The following is a 25,918-nucleotide window of genomic DNA, read 5'->3' on the forward strand; positions in this document are numbered from 1 at the left end:
CTATCACGGCGCATGGCGCATAAACATTCAAAATTGCGACATAAATTTTCAATGGTGAGACATGAAAATTTGTGGGCATCGCTGTCGCTGTGCAACAATGGTTTTCCATGGCCACCGCAAAAAAGCTGGCATTTGATCGGCGTGGATGGTAAGTGGTTGTTAAAAAAGAGATTTGCCTCCGGTTGAGAGGTGAACCTGGTGAGAAAGTGTCTATGAAAACAGGTCTGTACCATCCCGAAGAATTCAAGGACAACTGTGGTTTTGGCCTGATCGCCCATATGACGGGCGAACCGAGCCACCACCTTCTGCAAACGGCCATGCAGGCCCTGACTTGCATGACCCACCGTGGCGGCATCAACGCCGACGGCAAGACCGGTGACGGTTGCGGTCTGCTCATGCAGAAACCCGATCAATTCCTGCGTGCCGTGGCCCAGGAACACTTTGCCGTCGAGCTGCCCAAGCAGTACGCCGTTGGCATGGTGTTCTTCAATCAGGACCCGGTGAAAGCCGAAGCCGCTCGCGCCAACATGGATCGCGAAATCATCGCTGCCGGCCTGACCCTGGTTGGCTGGCGCAAAGTCCCGATCGACACCAGCGTGCTCGGCCGCCTAGCGCTGGAGCGCCTGCCGCAGATCGAACAGGTGTTCATCGGCGGTGAAGGCCTGAGCGATCAGGAATTCGCCATCAAGCTGTTCAGTGCCCGTCGCCGTTCGTCCGTGGCCAACGCCCACGACGCCGACCACTACATCTGCAGCTTCTCGCACAAGACCATCATCTACAAAGGCCTGATGATGCCGCGCGATCTCGCGGCCTTCTATCCAGACCTGGACGACGAGCGTCTGCAAACCGCGATCTGCGTGTTCCACCAGCGCTTCTCCACCAACACCCTGCCGAAATGGCCGCTGGCGCAGCCGTTCCGCTTCCTCGCCCACAATGGCGAGATCAACACCATCACCGGTAACCGCAACTGGGCGATGGCCCGTCGCACCAAGTTCGCCAACGACCAGATCCCCGACCTCGAAGAGCTCGGCCCGCTGGTCAACCGCGTAGGGTCCGACTCCTCGAGCATGGACAACATGCTGGAGCTGATGGTCACCGGCGGTATCGACCTGTTCCGCGGCGTGCGCATGCTGGTACCGCCAGCCTGGCAGAACGTCGAGACCATGGACGCCGACCTGCGCGCCTTCTACGAATACAACTCCATGCACATGGAACCGTGGGACGGCCCGGCCGGCATCGTCATGACCGAAGGCCGTCATGCGGTCTGCCTGCTTGACCGCAACGGCCTGCGCCCGGCGCGCTGGGTGACCACCAAGAATGGCTATATCACCCTGGCGTCGGAAATCGGCGTGTGGGACTACAAGCCTGAAGATGTCATCGCCAAGGGCCGTGTCGGCCCAGGCCAGATCTTTGCGGTGGATACCGAGACCGGCCACATCCTCGACACCGATGCCATCGACAACCGCCTAAAGTCGCGCCACCCGTACAAGCGCTGGCTGCGTCAGCACGCCTTGCGCATCCAGGCGACGCTCTCCGACGACCAGGGCGCGGCCAGCTACGACGCTGACCAGCTCAAGCAGTACATGAAGATGTTCCAGGTCACTTTCGAAGAGCGTGACCAGGTACTGCGCCCACTCGGCGAGCAAGGCCAGGAAGCGGTCGGTTCGATGGGTGACGACACGCCAATGGCCGTGCTGTCGCAGCGCGTGCGTTCGCCTTACGACTTCTTCCGCCAGCAGTTCGCCCAAGTTACCAACCCGCCGATCGACCCGCTGCGCGAAGCGATCGTCATGTCGCTGGAGATCTGCCTGGGTGCCGAGCGCAACATCTTCCAGGAATCTCCTGAGCATGCCTCGCGGGTAATCCTCAGCTCCCCGGTCATTTCGCCCGCCAAGTGGCGTTCGTTGATGAACCTGGAGCGCGAAGGCTTCGACCGTCAGCTGATCGACCTCAACTACGATGAAGGCATCGGCCTGGAAGCGGCCATCCGCAACATCGCCGATCAGGCTGAAGAAGCGGTGCGCGCGGGCAAGACCCAACTGGTGCTCAGCGACCGCTACATCGCCCCGGGCAAGCTGCCGGTGCACGCTTCGTTCGCCGTTGGCGCGGTCCACCACCGCCTGACGGAAAAAGGCCTGCGTTGCGACAGCAACATCCTGGTCGAAACCGCCACTGCCCGTGATCCGCACCACTTCGCCGTGCTGCTGGGCTTCGGCGCCTCTGCGGTGTACCCGTACCTGGCGTATGAAGTGCTGGCCGACCTGATCCGCACCGGCGAAGTGCTGGGCGACCTGGACGAAGTCTTCAAGTACTACCGCAAAGGCATCTCCAAGGGCCTGCTGAAGATCCTGTCGAAGATGGGCATCTCCACCATCGCCTCCTACCGTGGTGCTCAGCTGTTCGAGGCCGTAGGCCTGGCCGAAGAAGTGGTCGGCCTGAGCTTCAAAGGCGTGTCCAGCCGCATCAAGGGTGCGCGTTTCGTCGACCTCGAGGGCGACCAGAAGCTGCTCGCCGCTGAAGCCTGGAGCGCGCGCAAGCCGATCCAGCAGGGCGGCCTGCTCAAGTTCGTCCACGGTGGCGAGTACCACGCCTACAACCCGGATGTGGTCAATACCCTGCAGGCCGCCGTGCAGCAGGGCGACTACGCCAAGTTCAAGGAGTACACCACGCTGGTCGACCAGCGCCCGGTGTCGATGATCCGCGACCTGCTGAAAGTGAAGGTGGCCGACGAGGCCCTGCCGCTGGATCAGATCGAGCCGCTGGAGGCGATCCTCAAGCGCTTCGACTCCGCCGGTATCTCGCTGGGTGCGCTGTCGCCAGAGGCTCACGAAGCGCTGGCCGAGGCGATGAACCGCCTGGGCGCGCGCTCCAACTCCGGTGAGGGCGGTGAAGACCCCTCGCGCTATGGCACCATCCGCAGCTCCAAGATCAAGCAGGTGGCCACCGGCCGCTTCGGTGTGACCCCGGAATACCTGGTCAATGCCGAAGTGCTGCAGATCAAGGTTGCCCAGGGCGCCAAGCCGGGCGAGGGCGGCCAGTTGCCCGGCGGCAAGGTCAACGGCCTGATCGCCAAGCTGCGCTATGCGGTACCGGGCGTGACCCTGATCTCGCCGCCACCGCATCACGATATCTACTCGATCGAAGACCTGGCCCAGCTGATCTATGACCTCAAGCAGGTCAACCCCCAAGCCCTGGTGTCGGTCAAGCTGGTGGCAGAGGCTGGCGTTGGCACCATCGCTGCTGGTGTGGCCAAGGCCTACGCCGACCTGATCACCATCTCCGGTTATGACGGTGGTACCGGTGCTTCGCCGCTGACCTCGATCAAGTACGCCGGCGCCCCGTGGGAGCTTGGCCTGGCCGAAACCCACCAGACCCTGCGCGGCAACGACCTGCGCGGCAAGGTACGGGTACAGACCGACGGCGGCCTGAAAACCGGCCTGGATGTGATCAAGGCCGCCATCCTCGGCGCCGAAAGCTTTGGCTTCGGTACCGCACCGATGATCGCCCTGGGCTGCAAGTACCTGCGCATCTGCCACCTGAACAACTGCGCCACTGGCGTGGCCACGCAGAACGACAAGCTGCGCAAGGACCACTACATCGGCACCGTCGACATGGTGATCAACTTCTTCACCTTCGTCGCCGAGGAGACGCGCGAGTGGCTGGCCAAGCTGGGTGTGCGTAGCCTGGGCGAGCTGATCGGCCGCACCGACCTGCTCGACGTGCTGCCAGGCGATACCGAGCGCCAGCACTACCTGGACCTGTCGCCGCTGCTGGGCAGCTCGCACATCCCGGCTGACAAGCCGCAGTTCTGCGAAGTCGACAAGAACCCGCCCTTCGACAAGGGCGAGCTGGCCGAGAAGATGGTCGAAATGGCCCTGCCGGCCATTCGCGATCAGGCCGGTGGCGAGTTCGCGCTCGACATCTGCAACTGTGACCGCTCCATTGGTGCGCGCATCTCCGGCGAAATCGCCAAGCTGCACGGCAACCAGGGCATGGCCGCAGCGCCGATCACCTTCCGCTTCACGGGTACTGCGGGCCAGAGCTTCGGCGTGTGGAACGCCGGTGGTCTGAACCTGTACCTGGAAGGAGACGCCAACGACTACGTCGGCAAAGGCATGACCGGTGGCAAGGTCACCATCGTGCCGCCAGCCGGCAGCCCGTTCGAAACTCAGCACAGCGCCATCGTCGGCAACACCTGCCTGTACGGCGCCACGGGCGGCAAGCTGTTCGCCGCCGGCACCGCGGGCGAGCGCTTCGCTGTGCGTAACTCCGGCGCCCATGCTGTTGTCGAGGGTACTGGCGATCACTGCTGTGAATACATGACCGGTGGCTTTGTCTGCGTTCTGGGCAAGACCGGTTACAACTTCGGCTCTGGCATGACTGGCGGCTTCGCCTACGTGCTCGACATGGACAACAGCTTCGTCGACAAGCTCAACCACGAGCTGGTGGAAATCCAGCGTATCAGTGGTGAAGCGATGGAAGCCTACCGTAGCCACCTGGCGCGGGTCCTTGGCGAATACGTGGAAGAAACCGGCAGCGAGTGGGGGCGTGAGCTCTCGGAAAACCTGGACGACTATGTGCGGCGCTTCTGGCTGGTCAAGCCGAAGGCGGCCAACCTCAAGCAACTGCTGTCCAGCACCCGTGCCAACCCGCAGTAAAAACAGCTGCAAGTGGCAAGCCTCAAGCTGCGAGTAATAGCAGCTCGAGGTTTGCCCGGCTTAAGTGATCGTCTTGCGGCTTGCAGCTTGTAGCTTGCAGCTGCTGTTAAGAGGTTTTGAAAAATGGCTGAACGTCTGAGTAACGACTTCCAGTTCATCGAAGTGGGCCGCAAGGACCCGAAGAAAAAGCTGCTGCGCCAACGCAAGAAGGAGTTCGTGGAAATCTACGAGCCTTTCAAGCCCCAGCAGTCCGTAGAGCAGGCACACCGCTGCCTGGGCTGCGGTAACCCTTATTGCGAGTGGAAGTGCCCGGTGCACAACTTCATCCCGAACTGGTTGAAGCTGGTCTCCGAAGGCAACATCCTGGCTGCGGCGGAACTCTCGCACCAGACCAACACCCTGCCGGAAGTCTGCGGCCGTGTGTGCCCGCAGGACCGCCTGTGCGAGGGTGCCTGCACCCTGAACGATGGCTTCGGCGCGGTGACCATCGGTTCGGTCGAGAAGTACATCACCGACACCGCCTTCGCCATGGGTTGGCGCCCGGACATGTCCAAGGTCAAACCGACCGGCAAGCGCGTTGCCATCATCGGTGCTGGCCCGGCAGGCCTGGGCTGTGCCGACGTGCTGGTGCGCGCCGGGGTTACCCCGGTGGTGTTCGACAAGAACCCGGAAATCGGCGGCTTGCTGACCTTCGGCATCCCTGAGTTCAAGCTGGAAAAGAGCGTGCTGAGCAATCGTCGCGAAGTCTTTACCGGCATGGGTATCGAGTTCCGCCTGAACACCGAAGTGGGCACCGACATCACCATGGAACAGCTGCTCGCCGAGTACGACGCCGTGTTCATGGGCATGGGTACCTACACCTACATGAAAGGCGGCTTCCCGGGCGAGGACCTGCCGGGCGTGCATGACGCGCTGGACTTCCTGATCGCCAACGTCAACCGCAACCTGGGCTTCGAGAAGTCGCCGCAAGACTTCGTCGACATGCAGGGCAAGAAGGTCGTGGTGCTGGGCGGTGGCGACACCGCAATGGACTGCAACCGCACCTCGATCCGCCAGGGTGCCAAGGCGGTGACCTGTGCCTACCGTCGTGACGAAGCCAACATGCCGGGCTCGCGCAAAGAGGTGAAGAACGCCAAGGAAGAAGGCGTGAAATTCCTCTACAACCGTCAGCCGATCGCCATTGTCGGTGAAGACAAGGTCGAAGGCGTGAAGGTGGTCGAGACCCGTCTTGGCGAGCCTGATGCCCGTGGTCGTCGCAGCCCTGAGCCAATCCCGGGTTCCGAAGAAATCCTCCCGGCGGACGCCGTGGTGATCGCTTTCGGCTTCCGCCCGAGCCCGGCACCTTGGTTCGAGCAGCATGGCATCCAGATGGACAGCCAAGGCCGCGTGGTGGCCCCGGAGAAAGGCAAGTTCAAGCACCAGACCAGCAACCCGAAAATCTTTGCCGGTGGCGATATGGTGCGCGGTTCGGACCTGGTGGTGACCGCCATCTTCGAGGGTCGTACCGCTGCCGAAGGTATCCTGGATTACCTCGAAGTCTGATGTGACCGATGGGGCCGCACAGCGGCCTCATCGCTTTTTGTATACAAAATTGCTTGATCCACGGCACCCAATAGACAAAACGCATGGTCTCAACCGTGCCTTTTGCGCTGGCGTCTGAGAAAATGCCCGCACTTTTTTGCCGGATGCCGACATGACTGCCCTGAAGAACGATCGTTTCCTGCGTGCACTGCTCAAGCAACCCGTAGACGTCACCCCTGTATGGATGATGCGCCAGGCCGGCCGTTACCTGCCGGAATACCGCGCCAGCCGCGCCAAGGCCGGTGACTTCATGAGCCTGTGCATGAACCCGCAGTTCGCCTGCGAGGTCACCCTGCAGCCGCTGGAGCGCTACCCGCTTGACGCAGCGATCCTGTTCTCGGACATCCTCACCATTCCCGATGCCATGGGCCTGGGCCTGTACTTCGAGACCGGCGAAGGTCCGCGCTTCAAGAAGGTCATCAGCACCCCGGCCGACATCGAAGCCCTGCCAATCCCTGATCCGCAGAAAGACCTCGGCTACGTGATGGATGCCGTCAGTACCATTCGGCGCGAGCTCAACGGCCGTGTGCCGCTGATCGGTTTCTCCGGCAGCCCGTGGACCTTGGCCACCTACATGGTCGAAGGTGGTTCGTCCAAAGACTTCCGCAAGACCAAGGCGATGGCCTACGACAACCCGCAAGCCCTGCACCTGCTGCTGGACAAGCTGGCACAGTCGGTCACCAGCTACCTCAACGGGCAGATCCTGGCCGGCGCCCAAGCCGTGCAGATCTTCGACACCTGGGGCGGCAACCTGTCGGCGGCGGCGTATCAGGAGTTCTCCCTGGCCTACATGCGCAAGATCGTCAGCGGCCTGATCCGTGAGCACGATGGGCGCAAGGTGCCAGTAATCCTGTTCACCAAGAACGGCGGCCTGTGGCTGGAGAGCATCGCCGAAGCCGGCGCTGATGCCCTGGGCCTGGACTGGACCTGCGAGATCGGCGACGCCCGCCGCCGCGTTGGCGACAAGGTTGCCCTGCAAGGCAACATGGACCCGACCGTGCTGTACGCCAAGCCTGAGGCCATTCGCAACGAAGTGGCACGGATCCTGGCGAGCTATGGCAAGGGTACCGGCCATGTGTTCAACCTGGGTCACGGCATTACGCCGGAGGTCGACCCGGAGCATGCAGGTGTGTTCATCAACGCCGTGCATGAGCTGTCGGCGCAGTATCACCAGTGATCTGAATGGCAGTCAGTCAAGCGATTTGGGGCCGCTTTGCGGCCCATCGCCGGCAAGCCGGCTCCCACAGGTACGGCGCACAGCTCAACAACTGCGCGGTCCTTGTAGGAGCCGGCTTGCCGGCGGGCCGTTTTTTGTTGCATTAAGTTTTAATTCAGCGATTGTCGCTAATCTGGTCCCATCGAAACCGAAACAGGACCCGATCCTCATGAAAGCTCGTTACTTCGCTCTGATTCTCGCCCCCTTGTTCAGTACCGCTGCCTTGGCCGCCGGCTATACCGGCCCGGGCGCCCAGTCGGTGACTACCGTCGCTGCTGCCAATGACGCAGCCGATGACACCCCCGTGGTGCTGCAGGGTTATGTCACCAAGAAGATCAACAACGACGACAAGTACGAATTCAAGGACAACACCGGCACCATCACCGTTGAAATCGACGATGAAGACCTGCCGCCGACGCCGTTCAACGACAAGACCAAGGTCAAGCTGACCGGCGAGGTGGAAAAGCACCTGATGAGCCGTGAAGTGGATGTGGATATTGTCGAGATCGTGAACTGATCTGAAGCCCCAATCGCCGGCAAGCCGGCCCCCACAGGTATCCCACTGCCCTTGAATACAGTGGTTTACCTGTGGGGGCCGGCTTGCCGGCGATTGGGCTGCACAGAGCAGCCCTGTTTCAGGCAGCCTTGGGCGCCAGCTTGCTAAGGTGCAACGCCACCAGCAACGCCACCGCCAGGAGGCTGCCGATGAACAGCCCGATGCCACTCCAGCCCCATTGGTGCCAGAACACCCCGCCTGCCGTCCCCGCCACACTCGACCCCGCGTAATAGCAGAACAGGTACAGCGAAGACGCCTGGCCCTTGGCCTTCAGCGCTCGGCGGCCGATCCAGCTGCTGGCCACCGAATGCGCTCCGAAGAAGCCGAAGGTAAAGATCAGCATGCCGACGATAATCATCACCAGTGGGTTGGCCAATGTCATCAACAGCCCGCCCGCCATGACCAGAATGCTCGCCCAGAACACCCGGCGGCGCCCAAGTTTATCTGCCAGCGCACCCACTTGTGCCGAGCTGTAGATACCCGACAGATAGACCACCGAGAGCAAACCGACCAGCGCCTGGTTCATGTGATACGGCTCGGCGAGCAGCCGATAGCCTATGTAGTTGAACAGGGTGACGAATGCGCCCATCAACAGGAAGGCTTCGAGGAACAGCCAGGGCAGACCCGCGTCCTTGAAGTGCATGACGAAGCCATCCAGCAGGCTGCGCGGTTTGAGCGTCTGCGCCCTGAAATTGCGCGATTCGGGCAGCACCTTCCAGAACACCAGCGCTGCGATCAGGGCCAAACCACCGATGGTCAGCATTGCCGTGTGCCAGCTGACGAAGTCGATCAGCACGCCTGTGATCAGCCGACCGCTCATGCCGCCGATGGCATTGCCACCGATATACAAGCCCATGGCCAGGCCGATGTGCTGCGGGTGGATTTCTTCACTCAGGTAGGTCATCGCCACAGCTGCCAGGCCGCTCAGCGACAGGCCGACCAGCGCCCGCGTGGCGAGTACGCCTTCCCAGGTCGGCATCACTGCGCTGACCATGGTCGATAACGCGGCGCAGAGCAGCGCGAATACCATCACCGGCTTGCGCCCGATGCGGTCGGAAATCGGCCCGGTGATCAGCAGGCCGAACGCCAGCATGCCGGTCGACACCGACAGTACCAGGCTGCTCTGCGCGGCATTGATCGAAAACTCCTGCGACAGCAGCGGCATCATCGGCTGCACGCAATACAGCAGGGCGAAGGTCGCGAAGCCGCCGCTGAACAGGGCCAATACGGTCTTCATAAAGGCAGGGGTGCCTTTCTCGATCCAGATTTCGTTCAGCGGTGCAGGCTCGGGGTCGGCAGGAAGGGGGGCTACAGCAGTTTTCACGGGCGGGTACCTCTGGCGCAATGGAAAAAGCATATAGCTGCCTAATGATTAGATCCAATATATTGTTCGACCTATTTAAGACGTTTTGCGACTTGTTCTGGAGGCCCCATGGAACTGCGCCACCTGCGTTATTTCATTGCCGTTGCCGAAGAGCTGCACTTCGGGCGGGCGGCCCAGCAGTTAGGCATTTCTCAGCCACCCCTGAGTCAGCAGATTCAGGCTTTGGAACAGGAGTTGGGCGCGCGCCTGTTCGAACGTACCAATCGTCGGGTCGAGCTGAGTGAGGCCGGTCGGCTGTTCCTCGAGGAAGCCCGTCAGGTACTTGCGCAGGTAGAGAAGGCGGCCGATGTTGCGCGCCGTGCGCAACTGGGTGAGCTGGGCGAAATGAAGATCGGCTTTACCTCGTCGGCCCCTTTTACCTCGAAGATCCCCAAGGCGATTCATGCCTTCCGCCAGCGCTTCCCGGCGGTGCACCTGAACCTCAAGGAAATGAGCAGCCGCGATGTCGCCGAAGGGGTGTTCGACGAGTCCATCGAGGTCGGCCTGATGCGGCCCATGCCCTTGCCGGAAGGGCTGGTGGCCACGGAGCTGTTTCGCGAACCGCTGGTGGCGGTGATCAATGCCTCACATGCGCTGGCCGAAGGGACCGAGCACGGTGTACACATGGCGGCGCTGGCCCATGAACCGTTCGTGTTCTTCCCGCGCAGTTACGGCAGTGGATTGCACGCCCAGTTGCTGAGCCTGGCGCGACAGGCGGGTTTCAATCCGCATTTTGCTCAGGAAGCAGGGGAAGCCATGACCATCATTGGGCTGGTGTCGGCGGGCCTTGGGGTGTCGATTTTGCCTGCTTCCTTTCAGCGCATGCGCATCGAGGGCGTCGTGTACCGAACGCTTCTGGATGAAGACGCCACCTCTGCTGTATGGCTGGTCCAGCGCCAACATGGCGGATCGGCAATGGCCAAGGCCTTTGCCGCATTGCTGACGGGCGTAACCGCAGGGGGCAATTGAACCCTTGCCGTCGGCGTCGGGCAATTGGCGCTGGCCAATGCCGCTGCGCCGCCACATACTCGGGCATTCGTTGATACACGGAGGTCTCTCATGCGGCGCGTGGTGTTCAATCAGAAAGGTGGTGTGGGCAAGTCGAGCATCGCTTGCAATCTGGCGGCGGTCAGCGCCAGTGAAGGTTATCGGACCCTGCTGATCGACCTGGATGCCCAGGCCAACTCGACTCAGTACCTGACCGGCCTTACCGGAGAAGACATTCCGATGGGCATCGCCGACTTCTTCAAGCAAAGCCTCTCCAGCGGGCCGTTCAGCAAGAAGAACAAGGTCGATATCTACGAAACCCCGTTCGACAACCTGCATGTGATCACCGCCACGTCAGAGCTGGCCGATTTGCAGCCCAAGCTTGAGGCCAAGCACAAGATCAACAAGCTGCGTAAGTTGCTCGACGAGCTCGACGAGGATTACGAGCGGATCTACATCGATACGCCGCCTGCACTCAACTTCTATGCGGTATCGGCGCTGATTGCGGCAGACCGTGTGCTGATCCCGTTCGACTGCGACAGTTTTTCGCGCCAGGCGCTGTATGGGCTGCTGGCCGAGATAGAAGAGTTGAAGGATGACCACAACGAAGAGCTGGTGGTCGAAGGCATTGTCGTCAATCAGTTCCAGTCCCGCGCCAGCCTGCCCCAGCAGATGCTCGACGAACTGCTGGCCGAAGGCCTGCCGGTATTGCCGGTATACCTGAGCAGTTCGGTGAAGATGCGCGAGTCGCACCACGCCAGTTTACCGCTGATCCACCTGGAGCCACGGCACAAGCTGACCCAGCAGTTTGTCGAGCTGCATGACTTGCTTGAGCGCACCGCGTGAAATGCTCATCCTTGCGCGAGGAGTAGATAAGCGCTAGCATCTCCCAAAACGGGAGATCTGCTTGGATGCGCGTCATTGCCAAAAGTACATTGGTGAAATTCTGGGAGTTACCAGGGCATGAAGATGCCAAGGCACCGTTGGAGAGTTGGCACGATATGGCACAAAAAGCCACATGGCGAACACCGCAAGAGGTGAAAAGCCAGATTGGCAGCGCTAGCATATGTGGCAACAACCGCGTGGTCTTCAACATCGGAGGCAATAAATACCGGCTAGTGGTTGAAATGCAGTATCGAGCTGGTATTGCCTGGGTGAAATTCGTCGGAACGCACAAGCGATATGACGAAATTGACGTGGAGACGATCAGTGAATATTAAGCCAATCCGCAATGACGACGACCTTAAAGCCGCATTTCTGCGACTGGAATCCATTTATCAAGCACAAGCCGGTACGCCCGATGCTGATGAAATGGAAGTTCTTGTGACATTGATTGAGGTGTACGAAAACAAGCACTACCCCATTCAGCCCGCAGACCCAATCGAGGCTATCAAATTCTGCATGGACCAGCAGGGGTTGACAGCGCGGGACCTGGAGCCTTACATCGGCCCAAGCGGTCGCGTATCTGAAGTCTTGAACGGGAAGCGCAGGCTAAGTCTGTCCATGATCAAACGGCTTCACGATGGCCTCCGTATTCCCTATGAATCCCTACTGGCGAACGCTTGAGGCTTAAACCCCTTGGCTGCGTAGCCACTCCAGCAACGACTGCAGTGGAAACGCGCCGGCCTGGCGGCTGACTTCGCGGCCGTTCTTGAACAGGATCAGGCTGGGAATCGAACGGATACCCAACTGGCCCGCAAGGTTGCGGTTGGCTTCACTGTCGAGCTTGGCCAGGCGGCAGCGGCCGGTAAGCTGGCGGGCGGCCTGTTCGAAAGTGGGGGCGAAGGACTTGCACGGGCCGCACCAGTCGGCCCAGACGTCTATCAGCAGCGGCAGGTCGCCTTTGATCTGGCTGGCATAGTTGCGTTCGTTGAGCTCGAACGGCTGGCTCAACAGCACATCCTGTTTGCAGCGGCCGCATTTCGGCGCATCGCCCAGGCGGGATGAAGGCAGGCGGTTGAGGCCGTCGCAGTGGGGGCAGGGCACTAGCAGTGAGTCGGACATGTCGTTTCCTTGTGGTGTTTGTTCGGACGCTATCGCCGGCCAGCCATCAGGAGGAGCAGCTGATTTCCAGGTGTTTGCCCCACGCGGGCGGTCGCTCGGCGTAGGCCTGCATTCCGGCTTGTTCCTCGAAAGGCGTGCTCAACACCTGATGCAGCCGCCGCACTTCACTGTAGTCACCGGCCTCGGCGGCTTCGATGGCTTTTTGCGCCAGGTAGTTGCGCAGTACGTACAGCGGGTTCACCGCATGCATGCGCTCGCGGCGGCCATCGCCATTACCGGCTTCACGCTCACAGCGGGCCAGATAGTCCGCGCCCCAGGCATCGAAACCTGCCAGGTCGATGAAATCGTCGCGTACGCCCTTGAGTGCCTCGGCCACCGGTTGATCGCCCAGCCTGCGGAAGAACAGGTTGTAGTCCACACCCCCGCTCTGCATGCGTTGCAGCAGGCGCTCGACCAGCGCCATGTCGTCGTCCTCGGCCGTGGTCAGGCCCAGGCGCCGGCGCATCAGGTCCAGGTAATGTGCCTGGTACAGTGGCAGGAACAACCCCAATGCCTCCTTCAAAGGCTCGACCTCGATCACGGTGGTCAGGGCCTGGGCCAGTGCGCTGAGGTTCCAGTGGGCGATCGGTACCTGGTTGGCATAGCTGTAGCGGCCACGATCATCGGAATGGTTGCAGATGAAGTTGGCGTCGAAGTCGTCGAGGAAGGCATAGGGGCCAAAATCGAAGGTGATGCCCAGGATCGACATGTTGTCGGTGTTCATCACCCCATGACAGAAGCCGTACGCCTGCCAGTGAGCAATCAGTTCGGCGTTACGCTCGACGATGGTGCGGAACATGGCCAGGTAGGGTTGTTCGGCCTCACGGCATTCGGGGTAGTGCTGTTCCAGCACATGATCGATCAGTACCCGCTGCTGTTCCGGTTGCTTGGTGTAGTAGAAATATTCGAAGTGGCCGAAGCGCACGTGGCTCTGCGCCAGGCGGGTGAGCATGGCCGCACTTTCGCGTGTTTCGCGCCATACCGGGGTGCTGGAGCCGATCACGCACAGTGCCCGGCTGGTGGCGATACCCAAGGCATGCAGGGCCTCGGATGCGAGAAACTCGCGGATGGAGGAACGCAGTACGGCGCGGCCGTCGCCCATGCGTGAATACGGCGTCTGGCCGGCGCCCTTGAGGTGCAGGTCCCAGTGTTCGCCTGCGTCGTTGAGCACTTCGGCCAGTAGCAGGCCGCGCCCATCGCCCAGGCGTGGGTTATACGAGCCGAACTGATGTCCGGAATAGACCATCGCCCGCGGGTCGGCCTCTTCCCAGAGCTTTTGGCCGCTGAACACTTCGGCGAACAAGGGCAAATCGGCTTGGGCCGGGTCGAGGTCGAGCAAGGCCATGGCTGACTCGCTTGCCACCACCAGGCGAGGCTCTGCGATGGGCTCGGGCAAAACCTGAGTGGAGAACGCATCGCCCAGGCGGGCGAAGCGGTTGTCGAAGGTGAGTTGGTCGAGGGCTTTCACGGGCTGCTCCTGGGGATCGGTGCCAAGGGGCCGCTTTGCGGCCCAATCGCCGGCAAGCCGGCTCCCACATGACTATCGCAGCGGCGCGGACCCTGTGGGAGCCGGCTTGCCGGCGATCGAGGGCGCAGCCCTCGTATGTATTTTGGGTGTTCAAGCGCTACGGCGTCTACTCACACTGGTTGAGTGCCATCCGGTTTCGGTTGCTCCACCGGTATCAGCTGCTGCTTGCCGCCCTGCATGTCCATCAGGTACACCTCGACCTGGCGAACAGAGATCTTGATGTTGTGCGCTTTGAACTCGCGATTGATAAAGCGGTTGATCTCGTCCAGCGTCGGGTTGCGGTCGCCCAGGTCCCGTACATGCATGCGCAGTTCGTGGTCCAGCGAGCTTTCGCCGAAATTGAGGAAGTACACGAGCGGCTCCGGGTCCTTGAGCACCCGTGGATTCTCGTGGGCGCCCTTGAGCAGCAGCTCGCGCACCAGGTCCAGGTCGGAGCCATAGTCGATGCCCAGTTTCAGCGTGACGCGGGTGACCGTGTCGGTCAGCGACCAGTTGATCAGCTGGCCGGTGATGAAGGTCTTGTTGGGGACGATGATGTCCTTGCGGTCGAAGTCGGTGATGGTGGTGGCGCGGATACGGATCTTGCTCACGGTGCCGGACAGGTTGCCGATGGTGATGGTGTCGCCGATGCGCACCGGGCGCTCGAACAGGATCATGATGCCGGAGATGAAGTTGGCGAATATCTCCTGCATGCCGAAGCCCAGGCCGACCGACAGGGCTGCCACCAGCCACTGCAATTTGTCCCAGCTTACGCCGAGGGTCGACAGGGTACTGACGATGCCTATACCGACGATGGTGTACGACAGCAGCGTGGTGGTGGCATAGGCGCTGCCCTGGGCCAGGTTCAGCCGCGACAGCACCAGCACCTCCAGCAGGCCCGGCAAGTTACCGGCCAGGGCGAAGGTGATGCCGACGATCACCAGCGCGCCGAGCAGGTCGCCGAGGCTGATCGGCACCATGCTGGCGGCCGTGCCGGTGCCGCTGGTGTATTCGTACAGGGTGAAGTTGTTGAGGTAGGCGAACACCGTGATCAAGTCGGCCCACACCCAGTACAAGCCGGCAATGAAGCCACCGAGCAAGGCCAGGCGGATCAGGCGCAACGACTGCTGGTTGACCTGCTCGATGTCCAGTGTCGGCTCTTCGGTGATGACTTCGCCATCCAGCCCTTCCTTGGCGGCCGCACGCTTGCTCAGGGCACGCTGGTAGGCCAGGCGTCGCGCGGCAACCGACAGGCCGCGTACGAAGGCGGCCTCGATCACCAGCCAGAACATCAGCAGATAAAGGGTGTAGATCAACCGGTCGGTGAGTTTGAGTGCGGTGTAGTAATAACCAAAGCAGACTGCCACGAACAAGGCGATCGGCAAGGCCGTGAAGGCCAGCCCGACGGCCCTGCGGAACAGCGAGGCGTCGCGGTGCGCGGGGCTGCTCAGCAACAGGCGGCTGAGCAGCCAGGCCATCAGTGCATAACAGGTCAGCACTACCCCGATGCCCAGCACGTCGTCGGCCAGTGCCGACGGCTGGTGCTCGGCCACCGCCACGACGCCGACCAGCGCCAGCACCACGGTGCCCAGCCTGCGCACCCAGCCGCGCAGGAACTCGACTTGCGGCTTGTGCCAGCGGAAGTGGACTTCCGCCACCCCGCCCGGGGCGAGTATGCGGTAGGCGGTGTAGAACACCAGCCAGGCCTGGGCCAGTTGCCAGAGCGCGGAGCCAAGGTTGGCGTTCTGCCCGCGGGCGTCGATCTGCAGGGCATAGCTGCACAGGGCAAGGCCCAGGCTCACTGGCATCGCCAGGAGGATGTTGATCAGGATCGCCTGGGGCGTATGCCACTGGCTGTCACGGCGAAAATGACCGATGTCCTGGTGCACCTTGCTCAGCCGCTGGTACAGGTATTTGCGGCGCCACAGCAGGGCGCCGATCACCAGCAGTAGCGGCAGGAACAACAGTGGGCGCTGGCTCAGCCCGTCGCCCAGCTCCTTCAGGCCAGACCCCCAAGGCACATCGGCGACCTGCTTGGCAAAGCGCTCCGGAACAGACTTCAACCAGTCCCAGTCCAGCGGCTTGTTGCTCGGGATCCAGAACATCTGTTCGTCGAGCGTGGTGCGCAGGCCTTGCGCAGTGCTGAGCAGCTGCTTCTGGTTGAGCTGCAGGGTGATCGATTCGTTGAGCAGCGCCGACAGTTCTCGGTTCAGGCGTTCGAGCAGGTCGCTGCGGGTGATCGCCACTTCCAGCAGGGCTTTGCGCAGGGCCGGGGTGACGTCTTCCTGCGGCTGGTTGGCCAGCAGCTTGTCGACGTAGGTCACGGGGCTGCTCATCTGCTCGCGCTGCTGGTTGATCTCGAACTGGTACAGGCGGATGTCGGCGATCTGGTCGGCCAGGTCACGGTCGAGCTTCAGGTGCGGCAGGGCCTGTTTCTGCTTGTAGAGGATCTTCGAAAGCAGCAGGCTGCCCTTGAGCACGCTGATCTGCTCGTCCAGGGCCTGGTCGGCCTGGGTCAGGCTGTCGAGCTGCTGCTTGGTGCGCAGGTTCTGCTGGGTCAGCTCGTTAAGGCGGTCGGTGCTCTTGAGCAGGTAGTCGGAAAGTTTGAGGTTGGCTGCGCTTTCGCTGGCCAGCAGGCTACTGCCGCCAGCCTTCTGCGCTTCGATCGACTGCTGGGTGACGGTTTGCTGGGATTGGGCCAGACGCTTCTCATTGATCAGCGTCTGCAGGTCCTGGATTTCCTGTTCCAGGCGTGCGGTGCGTTCAATCAGCAGGTCGTGGCGGGCGTTGCCCAGGTCTTGCAGCAGGCCGTTGCCGGCCAGCTCCTGGCGGCGCAGCAGGGTCACGGCATTTAGCGAAGCCAGTTCGGCATTGAGCTGGTTACGCTGGTCGGCATTGATTGATTTGCCGCCATCCTTGCCGCTCTTGAGGATAGTGTTGATCTGCTGGCTGCGGGTCTGGTTGTTGCTGATCTCAGCCTGAGCGCGCTCGGGGCGGGTCTGCGAATTGATGATCAGGCTGTTGGCGTCGGACAGCGCTTTTTGCAGCTCGCCCTGCAGGGTGTTGCGTTCGCTGAGCATCTGTTCGAGTTGCGGCACGCTAAGGCTGGCGTAGCGCTGGGCCACCGGTTGTGGCTTGCTGGCCTTGAGCTTGGCCAGTTCTTTCTGGCTGTCGCTGGTCTCTTTGGGGGCGCCAGCCAGCTGTTGCTTGAGCGCGGCAAGCTTCTTCTCGCTGTCTTCCTTGTTGGCAAGCAGGCTCAGGGTTTGTTCGAGCACCTGCTGCAAGGCTTTCTGATCGGCCTCGGGCAGCTTGCGTTCGGCGATCTTGTCGAGGCTGTTCTGGATACTGGCAGCGCTCGGGGCTTCGGCCGCAGCAGCGGCGAACGGCAGGGACAGGCACAGCCCGAGCAGGGCTGTGCGAAGGTACACGCGCAGGGACATAGGCAGACTACTTGTGGATCATGCAGAAACGAAGTTTAGAGGAACAATCCTGGTCCGGGTCGCGTTCCTTCGGGGAATCTGACGCCCACTTTCTGGATCTTGTTCCCGTCCATGGTTGCCACGGTCCAGATCGTGCCGTGCCATTCGACCTGATCGCCCACTACTGGAGCGCCCCCGACCTTCTGTCGGATGAACTGCGCCAGCGGCATTTTTGCGTCCAGGCCGTCGAGTTTCAGGCCGTAAAGGGCTGCCACCGCGCCCAGTTCGGCATCGCCTTCGAGCACGAAGTCGCCGAAAAAGCGCAGGTCCAGGCCGCGTTGCGGGGCTTGGCTGAACAGTTTGCCCAGTGCTGGCAGGTTGTGTTCGTGGCCGATCACGCAAAGCATGTCGCCGACTTCGAGCACGGTACTGCCGGAGGGGTGCAATAGCTGTTCGCCACGGAACAGCGCGGCGATGCGGGTGCCCTCGGGCATCTTCAGTTCGCGCAGGGCGGCACCGATGCACCACTTTTCCGCACCCAGGCGATAGACGAACAACTCCCACTCGCTGGTGATGTGCACCTCGAGCGCAGACCGCGAGATCGGTGCCGGGTCCGGTGGTACCGTGACTTTCAGCAGTTTGGCCATCCACGGCAGGCTGGTGCCCTGCACCAGCAGCGATACCAGCACGATGAAGAACGCCAGGTTGAAGAACAGCTGCGCGTCAGGCAGCCCGGCCATCAGCGGAAACACCGCGAGGATGATGGGGACCGCGCCGCGCAGGCCGACCCAGGAAATGAAGGCTTTCTCGCGGCCATGGAAGGCCTTGAACGGCAGCAGTGCGGCAACCACCGACAGCGGCCGCGCGATCAGGATCATCCACAGCGCCAGGCCCAGTGCGGGCAGGGCGATCGGCAGCAGGTCATGTGGCGTGACCAGCAGCCCCAGCACCAGGAACATGCCGATCTGGGCGAGCCAGGCCATGCCGTCGAGCATGTGCAGGATGCCGTGGCGGCTGCGGATCGGTTTGTTGCCCAGCACCAGGCCGCACAGGTAAACGGCAAGGAAGCCGCTGCCGTGCAGGGCGTTGGTCAGCGAGAACACCGCCAGCCCGCCAGCGATGACCAGAATAGGGTACAGGCCACCGGCCAGGTTGATCCGGTTGACCAGTTGCAGCATCAGCCAGCCACCGCCCAGGCCCAGCAGGCCACCGATGCCGAACTCGCGCAGCAAGTGCCCCAGCAGGCTCCAGTGCAGCCCGGTCTGGCCGCTGGCGATCATGTCGATCAGGGTGACGGTGAGGAAGACGGCCATGGGGTCGTTGCTGCCCGATTCGATCTCCAGCGTGGCCGTGACCCGTTCGTTCAGGCCTTTGCCCCCGAGCAGCGAGAACACCGCTGCGGCGTCGGTGGAGCCGACGATGGCGCCGATCAGCAGGCCCTGGATGAGGCTGAGGTCAAACAGCCAGGCCGCGACCAGGCCGGTGAGGGCAGTGGTGATCATCACGCCGATGGTGGCCAGCGACAATGCCGGCCACAAGGCCACGCGGAAGCTCGCTACCCGCGTGCGCAGGCCGCCGTCGAGCAGGATCACCGCCAGTGCCAGGTTGCCCACCAGGTAGGCGGTCGGGTAGTTGTTGAAGATGATGCCGCCACCGTCCACGCCTGCGAGCATGCCGACCGCGAGGATGATGACCAGGATTGGAATGCCAAGGCGCGACGACAGCGAGCTGACCAGGATACTTGCGCCCACCAGCAATGCGCCGATCAGGAACAGGCTGTTGATGGTGCTTGCATCCAAAGGCAGGTACTCCGGGATAACGCGGGGAAGAGGACTCGATAGCTTTGAAGAACTAGCAGGTCGCGTGCCAATCGATTCTAACCTGATGAATTGGCAGCATGTAAAGCGTTTCTGCAGATGTAGAAAAGGCACCGCGGTGGGTGCCTTTTCTTGTGTTGCCTATGCCGGCGATGAGGCCGGAGCAGGTCAGGCCTGCTTCACTTCACGCATTGGCTTGCCTTTTACCGGGGCGCCGTTGGCCACGTAGTACTTGGCAGTGCTGCGAGGCAGCGGCTTGCGGTTGCGGATCTTGTCCGAGATTTTCTCGGCGATCATGATCGTGGTGGCGTTGAGGTTACCGGTGATGATGATCGGCATGATCGACGCATCCACCACACGCAGGCCCTGCATGCCGTGCACGCGGCCTTCGCCATCGACCACCGCCATGTCGTCGGTACCCATCTTGCACGAGCAGGACGGGTGGAAGGCGGTTTCGGCGTGCTCGCGGATGAACTTGTCCAGCTCTTCGTCCGTCTGCACGTGCGCCCCCGGGCTGATCTCGCGGCCACGGTACGGGTCCAGCGCTGGCTGGGCCATGATCTCGCGAGTCAGGCGGATACCGTCACGGAACTCCTGCCAGTCCTGCTCGGTGGCCATGTAGTTGAACAGGATGCTCGGGTGCTGGCGAGGGTCCTTGGACTTGACCTGGACGCGGCCACGGCTAGGCGAACGCATCGAGCCCATATGTGCCTGGAAACCGTGTTCCTTCACGCCGTTGGAACCGTTGTAGTTAATCGCGACAGGCAGGAAGTGGTACTGAATGTTCGGCCATTCGAACTCGGGGCGGGTACGGATGAAACCGCCTGCCTCGAACTGGTTGCTGGCGCCGATGCCGGTGCCGTTGAACAGCCACTCGGCACCGATGGCCGGCTGGTTCCACCACAGCAGCGACGGGTACAGCGACACCGGCTGGGTGCAGGCGTACTGCAGGTAAAGCTCGAGGTGATCCTGCAGGTTCTCACCGACGCCCGGCAGGTCGTGCACGACCGGGATGTCGAGGCTTTCCAGCAGGGCGCGCGGGCCCACGCCGGAGCGCTGCAGCAATTGCGGCGAGGCGATGGCGCCAGAGCTTACGATGACTTCCTTGCGGGCGCGGGCTTCGACGCGCTCCTCGCTGTCGCCGACCAGATAGGTCACGCCAACGGCGCGCTTGCCTTCGAACAGCACGCGGTCGCTCAGGGCATGGGTGACGATGGTCAGGTTCGGGCGCTTCTTGGCCTGGTCCAGGTAACCGCGGGCGGTGCTGGAGCGGCGGCCGTTCTTGGTCACCGAACGGTCCATCGGGCCGAAGCCTTCCTGCTGGTAGCCGTTCAGGTCTTCAGTGCGCGGGTAACCGGCCTGTACGCCGGCCTCGACCATGGCGTTGAACAGCGGGTTGTTGCCGGCTTTGGGCGTGGCAACGCTGAGCGGGCCTTCACCACCGTGGTAATCGTTGGGGCCGATGTCACGGGTTTCCGCCTTGCGGAAGTACGGCAGGCAGTCCAGGTAAGCCCAGTCTTCCAGGCCCGACAGTTTTGCCCAGCCGTCGAAGTCCAGGGCGTTACCGCGGATGTAGCACATGCCGTTGATCAGCGAGGAACCACCCAGGCCCTTGCCGCGGCCACATTCCATGCGGCGGCCGTCCATGTGCGGCTCCGGGTCGGTCTCGTAGGCCCAGTTGTAGCGACGGCCTTGGAGCGGGAATGCCAGGGCGGCCGGCATCTGGGTGCGGAAGTCGAGGCGGTAGTCGGGGCCACCGGCTTCGAGCAGCAGGACGGTGACGCTGGCGTCTTCGGTCAGGCGAGTGGCCAGGGTGTTACCGGCCGAGCCGGCACCAACGATGATGTAATCGTATTCCATGGGCTTTCTCCTCGAAAGCAGCGGCAAGCTTCAAGCTACAAGCTGCAAGAAAACACAGCCGTGCGAAGCTCGCGAATGGATTAGGGCTGCAAGGGCCGGGGCATGATGCACCCGGCACTTGCTTGCAGCTTGTTGCTCGCGGCTTGGAGCTGAGTTTCTCAGAAGACCGACGCGTAGCCGCCCAGTTCGACCTGGACCGACTTGATGCGAGTGTATTGCGCCAGCGAACTGATGCCGTTTTCACGGCCGACGCCCGACTGCTTGTAGCCACCGACCGGCATTTCGGCTGGCGATTCACCCCAGGCGTTGATCCAGCAGATGCCGGCTTCGAGCTTGTGGATGATGCGGTGGGCGCGGGTGATGTCGTTGGTGCACACGCCTGCGGCCAGGCCGTATTCGGTGTCGTTTGCGCGACGGATGACTTCTTCTTCGGTTTCGTAGGTGAGGATGCTCATCACCGGGCCGAAGATCTCTTCCTTGACGATGGTCATGTCGTCGGTGCAGTCGGTGAACACGGTCGGGGCCACGAAGGCGCCCTTGGCGAAATCACCTTCGGTCAGACGCTCGCCGCCGCACAGTACGCGGGCACCTTCTTGCTTGCCCTTGGCGATGTAGCCCAGCACGCTTTCCATGTGCTGGAAGCTGACCAGCGGGCCGAAGTTGGTGTTTTCGTCTTCCGGGTTGCCGGCGCGGATACGGGCAACGCGCTCGGCGATCTTGGCTTCGAAGGCCGCTTTCATCTGGGCAGGGATGAACACGCGGGTACCGTTGGTGCAGACCTGACCGGAGCTGTAGAAGTTGGCCATCATGGCGATGTCGGCGGCCTTGTCCAGGTCGGCGTCGGCGCAGATGATCAGCGGCGACTTGCCACCCAGCTCCATGGTGACTTCCTTGAGCGAGGAGCTCGAAGCGCTGGCCATGACTTTCTTGCCGGTGGTGGTGCCGCCGGTGAAGGAGACTTTCTCGATGCGCGGGTGTTCGGTCAGCCAGGTGCCGACTTCACGGCCGCTGCCGGTCAGCACGTTGAACACGCCGTCCGGCAGGCCGGCTTCGGTGTAGATCTCGGCCAGTTTCAGGGTGGTCAGCGAGGTGACTTCCGAAGGCTTGAAGATCATCGCGTTGCCGGCGGCCAGGGCTGGGGCGGACTTCCACAGGGCGATCTGGATCGGGTAGTTCCAGGCGCCGATACCGACGGTCACGCCCAGCGGCTCGCGGCGGGTGTAGACGAACGAGCTTTCGCGCAGCGGAATCTGCTCGCCTTCGATGGCCGGCACCAGGCCTGCGTAGTATTCCAGCACGTCGGCGCCAGTGACGATGTCGACGTAGCGGGTTTCGGAGTACGACTTGCCGGTGTCCAGCGTTTCCAGCATGGCCAGTTCGTCGTTGCGCTCACGCAGAATGTCGACGGCACGGCGCAGGATGCGCGAACGCTGCATGGCAGTCATTGCGGCCCAGATTTTCTGACCGCGCTCGGCGCTTTCGACGGCTTTCTCGACGTCGGCCTGAGTGGCGCGCTGCACGTGGGCGAGGACTTCGCCGGTCGCCGGGTTGATGGCTTCGAAGGTGGCGTCGCTGCCAGCGTCGACATAACCGCCGTCAATGTAGAGTTTTTGCGTTCCGAAACGGGCCATAGTGTCCTCGCAAGTGCAGTGTGTGAGTGGCTTTCGCGTCACGCTCCGGCCGGCTGGGCAAGGGCTGTGCGCGTTTTTTCAGAGGCCGGTGGTTGCGTGTCCGGGCGCTGCTGTTTAGCCAGTTGTAGTTCCAGGTATTCGTAAGCGATCTGTATCGCCTGGCCGGTGTCGAAGGCATCGCCCGACAACGCTCCGCGCAGCCACAGCCCGTCGATCAAGGCAGCCAGGCCGCGGGCGGCGGTGCGCGCTTCATCGAGCGGCATGGCGCGGCGGAACTGGCAGCACAGGTTGGAATACAGGCGGTGATCGTTGATCCGCTGCAACCTGTGCAAGGACGGCTGGTGCATGCTGGAGGCCCAGAAGGCCAGCCAGGTTTTCATTGCCGGGCCATTCACCTGGCTGGCATCGAAGTTGCCTTCGATGATCACCCTCAGGTGGGCTCGCGGGCTGTCGTCGGTCAGCGCTTGGCGACGAGCGATCACGCCCTCGTTGAGCATGTTCATGATGTAGCGCATCGTCGCCGCTATCAGGCCGTTCTTGTCCTGAAAGTAGTGACTGATGATGCCGTTCGACACACCGGCCAAACGGGCAATCAGCGCAATGCTGGCATCTCCCAGGCCGACCTGATCGACTGCTTGCAGCGTAGCTTCGATCAATTGCTGGCGGCGGATGGGTTGCATACCGACCTTGGGCATCTTGCTATCTCCTCAGGCCTGACGAGCAGCCGAAGTGCGGCTGACTCGGCGAGGACCAGTCTATTTTGTTTTGATTGAACGTTCAATCAATAAAGAATAAGCTCTGCGACAATTTGTGCCATTGACAGTTTTTCAGGCTGTTTCGAGGGCACGGATTGACACCCCAGGAAATCGCGTAACCCCCGGAATACAAGGCGTTGACGGGTATGAGCGATGCGAACTGCAGATTCTGCCGAGCGGTCATCGACCTGCGGCAGGCCCTTGGAGCGGGCGGGGTGCTCTGTGACGAATGCGCGCACCAATCTGATTTGGCGAAGCATTTGCGCCGACCACCTGTCTGGTTTTTGCAACGTTTCTATCAGGGATCACGGTTTCCAAGGTGCTTTTATAACACCTGACGCAGTGGGGGTATTCCACCAATTGCTCGGGAAAAGACTGATTAGCCTCCACAGCCGCACTGCCCGGAGCATTCGTGCAATGAGTTCTGCCTCCCTTACCAAACCCCCCGCCGAGAGGGTACGGGTCAATCGCGTGGTGTTTTTCACTTCCGCGCTGATGATCCTCGTTCTGACTGCCTTGCTTATCGCTGTTCCCGAAACCGCCGGTCAGGTACTGGGCGTGGCCCAGAAGTGGCTGACGCGCACCTTCGGCTGGTACTACATGCTGGTGATCTGCGGTTACCTGCTGTTTGTCGTTTACCTGGCGTTCTCCGATTACGGCAAGCTCAAGCTTGGCGGCAAGGATGACCAGCCCGACTTCAGTTACGGCGCCTGGGCCGGCATGCTGTTTTCCTCCGGTATCGGCATCTCGCTGCTGTACTTCGGCGCCTCCGAGCCGCTGGACCACTACTTCAATCCGCCCCAGGGCACCCCTGCCAGCCTCGAGGCCGCGCGCCAGGGCCTGCAACTGACCTTCCTGCACTGGGGCCTGCATGGCTGGGCGATCTACGCCCTGGTCGGGTTGGCCGTAGGCTACTTTGCCTACCGGCACAACCAGCCGCTGGCACTGCGCTCGGCACTGTATCCGCTGGTCGGCGAGCGTTGGGTCAAGGGCGCTGCCGGCAATGCCGTGGACATCTTCGGCATGTTCGTCACCCTGCTCGGTCTGGTGACCAACCTGGGGATCGGTGCGATGCAGGTGTCTTCGGGCCTTGAATACCTGTTCGGCATGGACCACAGCCAGACCAACCTGCTGGTGGTGATTCTGGTCATGGCCGGCGTGGCTACGGTGGCTGCGGTGTCAGGTGTGGAAAACGGCATCCGCCGCCTGTCCAACCTGAACATCATGCTGTTCAGTGGTTTGCTGATCTTCGTGCTGCTGGGCGGCGAGACCCTGCACCTGCTCAACGGCCTGGTGCAGAACATCGGCGACTACCTCAATGGCATCGTGCTGAAGACTTTCGACCTTTATGTCTACGAAGGCGAGGCCGGCAACTCTGAGCGCTGGTTGGGCCTGTGGACCGTGTTCTACTGGGCGTGGTGGATCTCCTGGGGCCCGTTCGTCGGCATGTTCATTGCCCGTATCTCCAAGGGCCGTACCGTGCGCCAGCTGGTCTGCGGCGTACTGCTGATCCCGCTGGGCTTCACCCTGGCCTGGTTGTCGATCTTCGGCAATACCGCACTTGACCTGGTGATCAACCAGGGCGCCGTGGAGCTGGGCAAGACCGCGCTGGAGCAGCCGTCGATGTCGATCTACCAGCTGCTGGAGTATTTCCCAGCCGCCAAGATCGTGATCGGTGTGGCGGTGTTCGTGGGCTTCGTGCTGTTCCTCACCCCGGCCGACTCCGGTGCGGTGATGATGGCCAACCTGTCGTGCAAGGGCGGCAAGGTCGACGAAGATGCCCCGCACTGGATGGTGGTGTTCTGGTCGGTGATCATCACCCTGGTCACCATTGGCCTGCTGTTCGCCGGTAACTTCGAAGCCATGCAGACCATGGTGGTGCTGGCGGGCCTGCCGTTCTCGGTGGTGCTGGTGCTGTTCATGTTCGGCCTGTACAAGGCCATGAAGCAGGACGTTGCCGTGGAGCAGGAGCGTGCCGAGCTGGCCGCCCGTGGCCGTCGCGGTTTCACCGAGCGCCTGAGCCAGCTGGAGCTGCAGCCGACCCAGGCCGTGGTGCAGCGCTTCATGGACAAGCAGGTCAGCCCGGCCCTGAAAGAAGCAGCCGAGCAACTGCGCACCCTGGGCTTTGATGTCGAGAGCCGTGTTGGCCAGTCGCGCAACATGATGGGCCTGCGGGTGATGATGGAAGAGGGCAACCCCTTCGTTTACGAGGTGAGCCTGGACGGTTACATGGCCGCACCGAGCGATGCGCCGGTCGAGGGCGAGCCGCAGGTGCGCCAGCGCTTCTATCGCGCCGAAGTGTACCTGCACGATGGCAGCCAGGAGTACGACCTGATGGGCTTCGCGCCTGAGCAGATCGTGCGTGATGTACTCGACCAGTTCGAGAGCCATCGCCAGTTGCTGGGCCGCGTCTACAGCTGATCCGGTTAGCCCTTGGGCGGCCGGATGCCGGCCGCCCAACGGCTCCAGCTTTATGTAACGCAGCGAACTTTGCCCCTTGGCACATCCTTGCGCTCCATTTGTCG

General features: G+C 62.0%; 18 protein-coding genes. 9 read left to right on the forward strand and 9 right to left on the reverse strand.

The window, feature by feature from the left end; genetic code table 11:
• The first annotated feature begins 212 nt into the window (after window positions 1–212).
• From gltB to JOE27_RS18365, 4 genes are all read left to right on the forward strand, one after another.
• Entirely contained in the window at window positions 213–4,658 is a 4,446-nt protein-coding gene (gltB, locus tag JOE27_RS18350) for a glutamate synthase large subunit (RefSeq protein WP_204919417.1), read from the forward strand.
• A gap of 123 nt (window positions 4,659–4,781) precedes the next feature.
• A complete protein-coding gene (locus tag JOE27_RS18355; protein WP_204919419.1) occupies window positions 4,782–6,200 on the forward strand; it encodes an FAD-dependent oxidoreductase in 1,419 nt (472 codons plus the stop codon).
• A 151-nt stretch (window positions 6,201–6,351) separates the two neighbouring features.
• Window positions 6,352–7,416 (forward strand): uroporphyrinogen decarboxylase, encoded by a 1,065-nt coding sequence (gene hemE / locus JOE27_RS18360; RefSeq protein WP_115273378.1) that lies wholly within the window; start codon window positions 6,352–6,354, stop codon window positions 7,414–7,416.
• 208 nt (window positions 7,417–7,624) lie between these two features.
• Window positions 7,625–7,972, forward strand: coding sequence for a NirD/YgiW/YdeI family stress tolerance protein (locus tag JOE27_RS18365; RefSeq protein WP_115273379.1), 348 nt, complete (start codon window positions 7,625–7,627; stop codon window positions 7,970–7,972).
• A gap of 118 nt (window positions 7,973–8,090) precedes the next feature.
• On the opposite strand, the gene JOE27_RS18370 is transcribed toward JOE27_RS18365, so the two are convergent.
• The gene (locus JOE27_RS18370) at window positions 8,091–9,248 is read right to left on the reverse strand and encodes an MFS transporter (RefSeq protein ID WP_239539539.1); all 1,158 of its coding nucleotides are present in this window, start codon (window positions 9,246–9,248) and stop codon (window positions 8,091–8,093) included.
• 195 nt (window positions 9,249–9,443) lie between these two features.
• Between JOE27_RS18370 and JOE27_RS18375 the strand changes: the two genes are divergently transcribed.
• From JOE27_RS18375 to JOE27_RS18390, 4 genes are all read left to right on the forward strand, one after another.
• Window positions 9,444–10,343: a LysR family transcriptional regulator gene (locus tag JOE27_RS18375; protein ID WP_196997355.1), complete on the forward strand. Its 900-nt coding sequence runs from the start codon at window positions 9,444–9,446 to the stop codon at window positions 10,341–10,343.
• Between the two features lie 90 nt (window positions 10,344–10,433).
• Window positions 10,434–11,207, forward strand: coding sequence for a ParA family protein (locus JOE27_RS18380; RefSeq protein WP_115273382.1), 774 nt, complete (start codon window positions 10,434–10,436; stop codon window positions 11,205–11,207).
• A gap of 65 nt (window positions 11,208–11,272) precedes the next feature.
• Window positions 11,273–11,581: a type II toxin-antitoxin system HigB family toxin gene (locus tag JOE27_RS18385; RefSeq protein ID WP_046784973.1), complete on the forward strand. Its 309-nt coding sequence runs from the start codon at window positions 11,273–11,275 to the stop codon at window positions 11,579–11,581.
• Entirely contained in the window at window positions 11,571–11,927 is a 357-nt protein-coding gene (locus JOE27_RS18390) for a transcriptional regulator (protein ID WP_046784974.1), read from the forward strand. The genes JOE27_RS18385 and JOE27_RS18390 overlap by 11 nt, the downstream gene beginning before the upstream one ends.
• Window positions 11,928–11,930: 3 nt before the next feature.
• Here JOE27_RS18390 and trxC read toward each other — a convergent pair whose 3' ends face one another.
• The 8 genes from trxC to JOE27_RS18430 form a co-directional block, all read right to left on the reverse strand.
• A complete protein-coding gene (gene trxC / locus JOE27_RS18395) occupies window positions 11,931–12,365 on the reverse strand; it encodes a thioredoxin TrxC (protein ID WP_115273383.1) in 435 nt (144 codons plus the stop codon).
• Window positions 12,366–12,411: 46 nt separating this feature from the next.
• Window positions 12,412–13,872 carry a protein adenylyltransferase SelO gene (gene selO / locus JOE27_RS18400; protein WP_119688138.1) on the reverse strand — a complete coding sequence of 487 codons (1,461 nt, stop codon included), beginning with the start codon at window positions 13,870–13,872 and terminating at the stop codon, window positions 12,412–12,414.
• Window positions 13,873–14,042: 170 nt separating this feature from the next.
• Window positions 14,043–17,351, reverse strand: a complete 3,309-nt coding sequence (gene mscK / locus JOE27_RS18405) for a mechanosensitive channel MscK (protein WP_119688139.1) — start codon at window positions 17,349–17,351, stop codon at window positions 14,043–14,045.
• Window positions 17,352–17,386: 35 nt separating this feature from the next.
• Complete coding sequence (locus JOE27_RS18410) at window positions 17,387–19,129, reverse strand: potassium/proton antiporter (protein ID WP_115273385.1); 1,743 nt, start codon at window positions 19,127–19,129, stop codon at window positions 17,387–17,389.
• Window positions 19,130–19,315: 186 nt separating this feature from the next.
• Window positions 19,316–21,007 (reverse strand): choline dehydrogenase, encoded by a 1,692-nt coding sequence (gene betA / locus JOE27_RS18415; RefSeq protein WP_204919421.1) that lies wholly within the window; start codon window positions 21,005–21,007, stop codon window positions 19,316–19,318.
• A gap of 158 nt (window positions 21,008–21,165) precedes the next feature.
• Window positions 21,166–22,638, reverse strand: a complete 1,473-nt coding sequence (gene betB, locus JOE27_RS18420) for a betaine-aldehyde dehydrogenase (RefSeq protein WP_046784980.1) — start codon at window positions 22,636–22,638, stop codon at window positions 21,166–21,168.
• A 38-nt stretch (window positions 22,639–22,676) separates the two neighbouring features.
• Window positions 22,677–23,333 carry a transcriptional regulator BetI gene (gene betI / locus JOE27_RS18425; protein WP_039601898.1) on the reverse strand — a complete coding sequence of 219 codons (657 nt, stop codon included), beginning with the start codon at window positions 23,331–23,333 and terminating at the stop codon, window positions 22,677–22,679.
• A gap of 86 nt (window positions 23,334–23,419) precedes the next feature.
• Window positions 23,420–23,653, reverse strand: a complete 234-nt coding sequence (locus JOE27_RS18430) for a hypothetical protein (RefSeq protein WP_125923652.1) — start codon at window positions 23,651–23,653, stop codon at window positions 23,420–23,422.
• A 214-nt stretch (window positions 23,654–23,867) separates the two neighbouring features.
• Here JOE27_RS18430 and JOE27_RS18435 point away from each other — a divergent pair, with 214 nt between their 5' ends.
• A complete protein-coding gene (locus JOE27_RS18435) occupies window positions 23,868–25,814 on the forward strand; it encodes a BCCT family transporter (RefSeq protein ID WP_237859345.1) in 1,947 nt (648 codons plus the stop codon).
• Window positions 25,815–25,918 lie beyond the last annotated feature (104 nt).

The sequence above is a fragment of the Pseudomonas sp. M5 genome (genome assembly GCF_016907075.1).
GTDB classification, from domain to species: domain Bacteria; phylum Pseudomonadota; class Gammaproteobacteria; order Pseudomonadales; family Pseudomonadaceae; genus Aquipseudomonas; species Aquipseudomonas putida_E.

Excerpts from the sequence above, each read along its gene's own strand:
- gltB (WP_204919417.1), top strand. The coding sequence starts at position 213 with ATGAAAACAGGTCTGTACCATCCCGAAGAATTCAAGGACAACTGTGGT.
- JOE27_RS18355 (WP_204919419.1), top strand. The coding sequence starts at position 4,782 with ATGGCTGAACGTCTGAGTAACGACTTCCAGTTCATCGAAGTGGGCCGC.
- hemE (WP_115273378.1), top strand. The coding sequence starts at position 6,352 with ATGACTGCCCTGAAGAACGATCGTTTCCTGCGTGCACTGCTCAAGCAA.
- JOE27_RS18365 (WP_115273379.1), top strand. The coding sequence starts at position 7,625 with ATGAAAGCTCGTTACTTCGCTCTGATTCTCGCCCCCTTGTTCAGTACC.
- JOE27_RS18370 (WP_239539539.1), bottom strand. The coding sequence starts at position 9,248 with ATGAAGACCGTATTGGCCCTGTTCAGCGGCGGCTTCGCGACCTTCGCC.
- JOE27_RS18375 (WP_196997355.1), top strand. The coding sequence starts at position 9,444 with ATGGAACTGCGCCACCTGCGTTATTTCATTGCCGTTGCCGAAGAGCTG.
- JOE27_RS18380 (WP_115273382.1), top strand. The coding sequence starts at position 10,434 with ATGCGGCGCGTGGTGTTCAATCAGAAAGGTGGTGTGGGCAAGTCGAGC.
- JOE27_RS18385 (WP_046784973.1), top strand. The coding sequence starts at position 11,273 with ATGCGCGTCATTGCCAAAAGTACATTGGTGAAATTCTGGGAGTTACCA.
- trxC (WP_115273383.1), bottom strand. The coding sequence starts at position 12,365 with ATGTCCGACTCACTGCTAGTGCCCTGCCCCCACTGCGACGGCCTCAAC.
- mscK (WP_119688139.1), bottom strand. The coding sequence starts at position 17,351 with ATGTCCCTGCGCGTGTACCTTCGCACAGCCCTGCTCGGGCTGTGCCTG.
- betA (WP_204919421.1), bottom strand. The coding sequence starts at position 21,007 with ATGGAATACGATTACATCATCGTTGGTGCCGGCTCGGCCGGTAACACC.
- betB (WP_046784980.1), bottom strand. The coding sequence starts at position 22,638 with ATGGCCCGTTTCGGAACGCAAAAACTCTACATTGACGGCGGTTATGTC.
- betI (WP_039601898.1), bottom strand. The coding sequence starts at position 23,333 with ATGCCCAAGGTCGGTATGCAACCCATCCGCCGCCAGCAATTGATCGAA.
- JOE27_RS18430 (WP_125923652.1), bottom strand. The coding sequence starts at position 23,653 with ATGCTTCGCCAAATCAGATTGGTGCGCGCATTCGTCACAGAGCACCCC.